3 protein-coding genes are annotated in these 4,194 nt (G+C 77.0%); all 3 read left to right on the top strand.

Going from position 1 to position 4,194, the window contains the following annotated elements; translation table 11 throughout:
• Positions 1 to 1,571 (top strand): PP2C family protein-serine/threonine phosphatase (locus KMS84_RS38030; RefSeq protein ID WP_256921125.1); only part of this gene is annotated, 1,571 nt, incomplete at its 5' end.
• A gap of 73 nt (positions 1,572 to 1,644) precedes the next feature.
• Positions 1,645 to 2,808 (top strand): Dyp-type peroxidase, encoded by a 1,164-nt coding sequence (locus KMS84_RS38025; protein ID WP_256921124.1) that lies wholly within the window; start codon positions 1,645 to 1,647, stop codon positions 2,806 to 2,808.
• Positions 2,809 to 2,990: 182 nt separating this feature from the next.
• The coding region (gene hemW, locus KMS84_RS38020; RefSeq protein ID WP_256921123.1) for a radical SAM family heme chaperone HemW at positions 2,991 to 4,194 on the top strand (1,204 nt) is incomplete at its 3' end.

The raw sequence follows: 4,194 nt of genomic DNA, 5'->3' as shown, positions 1-4,194 counted from the left end.
TCTCGTACGCCACGACCAGCGTCCAGCCGCCCCCGGCGCCGGCCGCCGACCTCTCCGCGACGACCGGTGCCGATCACGTTCGCCCGGCCGCCGCCGCCACCCCTGCCGTTCCCGCCGCTCCCGTCCCGGTCCCCGGATCCGTCCCTGCCGTCGTCGCGGCGGCCGAAGGCCGGGGGCCCGCGCCCCTCGTGCCCCCTGCCTCTCCCCACCCTCACCTCCACCCTCTCGCTCCCTCCCACCTCCCCGCCCGGCCGCATCTCCCTCCGCAGCCGATCGCCCGGGGAGAGCGGGACTGGCTCAACCGGGGCGCCCTCTCCTTCCTCGCCGAGGCGTCCGATCTGCTCGCCGGACAGCTCGACGAGGACCTGGTGGCGGCGTTGACCGGCCAGTTGCTCGTGCCGCGCCTCGCCGACTGGTGCGCGGTGTGGCTGGAGGACGAGGTCAGCGGGCGCGAGTGGGCCGGCGGGCCGGGGCCGCGGCTGGCCCGGGTCTGGCACGCCAGCGAGAACCGCATCGAGGATCTGCGCCGGGTGCTGGAGAAGGACCCGCCGTGTCCGCCCGACGGCGGTCCGCGCTCCGGGCCGGAGCCGTTCTGCTGGCCCGCGGCGGCGCTCGGCCCGCACGGCGCGTCGCTCGCCTACCGGCTGATCGCCGGCGGCCGTCCGCTGGGCACGCTGGTGATCGGGCGCGCCGGGCCGGAGGTCTTCCCCGACGAGGTCACCGGGCTGGTGGAGGACCTCGGCCGCCGGGTGGCGCTGGCCATCGGAGCGGCCCGTCAGTACGCCCGCCAGGCCACCATCAGCGCCGTCCTCCAGCGCGGGCTGCTGCCCGGTGCGGTCGCCGAGATCCCCGGCGTGCGCAGCGCTCTCGTCTACGAGCCGCGCGAGCAGGGCGGGCCGAGCGGCGACTTCTACGACCTGTTCCCGGCGGGGGACGGCCGCTGGTGCTTCGCGGTGGGCGACGTGCAGGGCAAGGGGCCGGAGGCGGCCGTGGTCATCGGTCTGGCCCGGCCGTGGCTGCGGCTGCTGGCCCGCGAGGGCTACGGCGTGGCCGACGTGCTGGACCGTCTCAACCAGTTGCTCCTCGACGACGCGACCGAGGCCGCCGACGCGGCCGCCCGGGCCTTCGTCGGACCCGTCGTCCCGGGCGACGGCCCGCAGACGCGCTTCCTCTCCCTGCTCTACGGCGAGCTGGCCCCGTTCGAGGGGGGCGTGCGCTGCACGCTCGCCTCCGCCGGGCACCCGCTGCCGCTGGTGCTCGCCCCCGACGGCTCGGTCGCCACGGCGGGGCGCCCGCAGACCCTGCTGGGGGTCATCGAGGACGTCGCCTACACCTGCGACAGCCTGCGGCTGCGGCCCGGCGACACCCTGCTGTGTGTGACCGACGGGGTCACCGAGCGGCGCTCCGGACTGCGGCAGTTCGACGACGACGCGGGCCTGGCCGCCGCGCTCGCGGGCTGCGCCGGCCTCGGCGCCGACCGGATCGCCGAGCGCATCCGGGACCTGGTCCACGCGTTCGGCGAGCGGCCTCCGGAGGACGACCTGGCCCTGCTGGTGCTCCAGGCGGAGTAGCGCCCGTCCGGGCGGCGCGGGGGACGGGCGGGGCACGGCGGCCGGCCGGGCCCGCGGATGTATCGTCCGGTTCGTGCCGAAGGCAACGAATATCCCCATCGACGTGCCCCCGCGCCGACGCGTCCTGATCGCCGGCGCGGGCCTCGGGCTGACCGCGACCGCCTGTACCCGCACGGCCGGTCCGCCGCACCGCGGCGCCCCGGGGCCCGGTTCGGGCTCGGGTCCGGGTGCGGGATCCCGTTCCGGTCCCGGCGGCCACGCTGCCCGCCAGGCCGGTGTGACGACGCCTCAGCAGGCCACCGCCCTGGTCCTGGCCTACGACCTGGATCCCGCCGTGCGCGGCGCGTCCGGTGCGCGGGCGCTGCGGGAGGTCCTGCAAGCCTGGACCGACGCGCTCGCCGGGTCCGGCGAAGGGGACGGCTCCCAGCAGGACCGGCTCACGGCCACGGTCGGCGTCGGCCCGCGTCTGCCCGCCCTCCTCGGCGTGACCGCCCCCGCGGCCCTGCGGGAGCTGCCCGCGTTCCCCGGGGACCGCCTCGACCCCGCCCGCTGCGGCGGCGACGTGCTCGTGCAGCTGTGCGCCGACGACTCGGACACGGCGGAGGAGACCGCCGAGTCCCTCACCCGGCTGGCCGGGGAGACCCTGCGCCCGCGCTGGCGGCAGTCCGGCTTCCTGCCGCCGCCCCCGGACGGCGGCGGCACCCCGCGTGACCTGCTCGGCTTCAAGAACGGCAGCGCCAATCCGGGCGTCGAGGAGTGCGAACGCTGGGTGTGGTCGGACGACGCCACGTACCTCGTCGTGCGCCGCGTCCATCTGCGGGTGGAGGACTTCGCCCGGCTCGCCGTGCACCGCCAGGAGGAGATCGTCGGCCGGCGCCGCTCGACGGGCGGCCCGCTGCCCGGCGGCCCCGAGCACGCCGAGGTCGACGTCTTCGCCAGGTCCCCCAAGGGCCGCTACCTCACCCCGGCGCGCTCCCACGTCGGCGTGGTCAGCCCCCAGCAGGACGACGGGGCCCGGATGCTGCGCCGCGGCTACTCCTACGCCGACGGCCCCACCGACCAGGGCCTGCTCTTCCTCGCGTTCATGCGGGACCCGGCGCTGTTCACCCGGGTGCAGCGGCGGATGGCGACCCGCGACGAGCTGAGCGGGTTCATCGAGACCCGGGGCTCGGCGCTGGCCTACATCCTGCCGGGCGCCGGCCCGGACCGCCCCCTGGGCGCGGATCTGCTGGCCTGAGCCCGCGTCGGCCGGGCAACAGCCGCGCTGCCCGGGCGACGCGGGCCGACGGGGGTGGCCGTCGGCCGACGCCGCCGGCCGACGCCCCGTGCGAGGGGCCGGACCCCGGCCGGGAGGGCGCCGCTCCCGCCCCCGACCGGCTCGTACCCGGGTTCGCCCGGACGTACGGGACAATGGGCGACATGCCTTCCGCACTTCCCGACGGCGAGCCGGTTCCCGACGACGGCGCGCTCCCGGCGCACGCGCTCGCCGGCGCCGCCGACCGCCCCCTCGGGTTCTACCTGCACGTCCCGTACTGCGCGACCCGCTGCGGGTACTGCGACTTCAACACGTACACGGCGACCGAGCTGCGCGGCACCGGCGGCGTCCTCGCCTCCCGGGACAACTACGCGGACACCCTGATCGACGAGATCCGGCTGGCCCGCAAGGTCCTCGGCGACGACCCGCGCGAGGTCCGCACGGTCTTCGTGGGCGGCGGCACGCCGACCCTGCTGGACGCGTCCGACCTCGTACGGATGCTGGGCGCGATCCGCGACGAGTTCGGGCTGGCGGCGGACGCGGAGGTGACGACGGAGGCGAACCCGGAGTCCGTGGACCCGGCGTATCTGGCGACCCTGCGCGCGGGCGGCTTCAACCGCGTCTCCTTCGGCATGCAGAGCGCCCGGCAGCACGTCCTCAAGGTCCTCGACCGCACGCACACCCCGGGCCGCCCGCAGGCGTGCGTCGCGGAGGCGCGGGCCGCGGGCTTCGACCATGTCAACCTCGACCTGATCTACGGCACGCCCGGCGAGTCGGACGACGACTGGCGGGCGTCCCTGGAGGCGGCGCTGGGCGCGGGCCCCGATCACGTCTCGGCCTACGCGCTGATCGTCGAGGAGGGCACGCAGCTCGCCCGCCGCATCCGCCGCGGCGAGGTGCCGATGACCGACGACGACGTGCACGCGGACCGCTACCTGATCGCGGACGAGGTGATGTCGGCGGCGGGCCTGGACTGGTACGAGGTGTCCAACTGGGCCGCCTCGGAGGCGGCTCGCTGCCTGCACAACGAGCTGTACTGGCGCGGCGCCGACTGGTGGGGCGCGGGACCGGGAGCGCACTCGCACGTCGGCGGGGTGCGCTGGTGGAACGTCAAGCACCCCGGCGCGTACGCGGCGGCGCTGGCGGACGGGCGCTCTCCGGGCGCCGGGCGCGAGGTCCTCTCGGACGAGGACCGCCGGGTCGAGCGCATCCTGCTGGAGCTGCGGCTGCGGGAGGGCGCGCCGCTCGCGCTGCTGCGGCCGGACGGCCTCGCGGCCTCCCGGCGGGCGCTCGGCGACGGTCTGCTCGAGCGCGGCGCGTACGACGAGGGGCGAGCGGTGCTGACCCTGCGCGGACGACTGCTGGCCG

Source organism: Streptomyces hilarionis, assembly GCF_024539675.1.
In the GTDB taxonomy this organism is placed as follows: domain Bacteria; phylum Actinomycetota; class Actinomycetes; order Streptomycetales; family Streptomycetaceae; genus Streptomyces; species Streptomyces hilarionis.
This window is presented reverse-complemented; position numbering and strand designations above follow the sequence as displayed.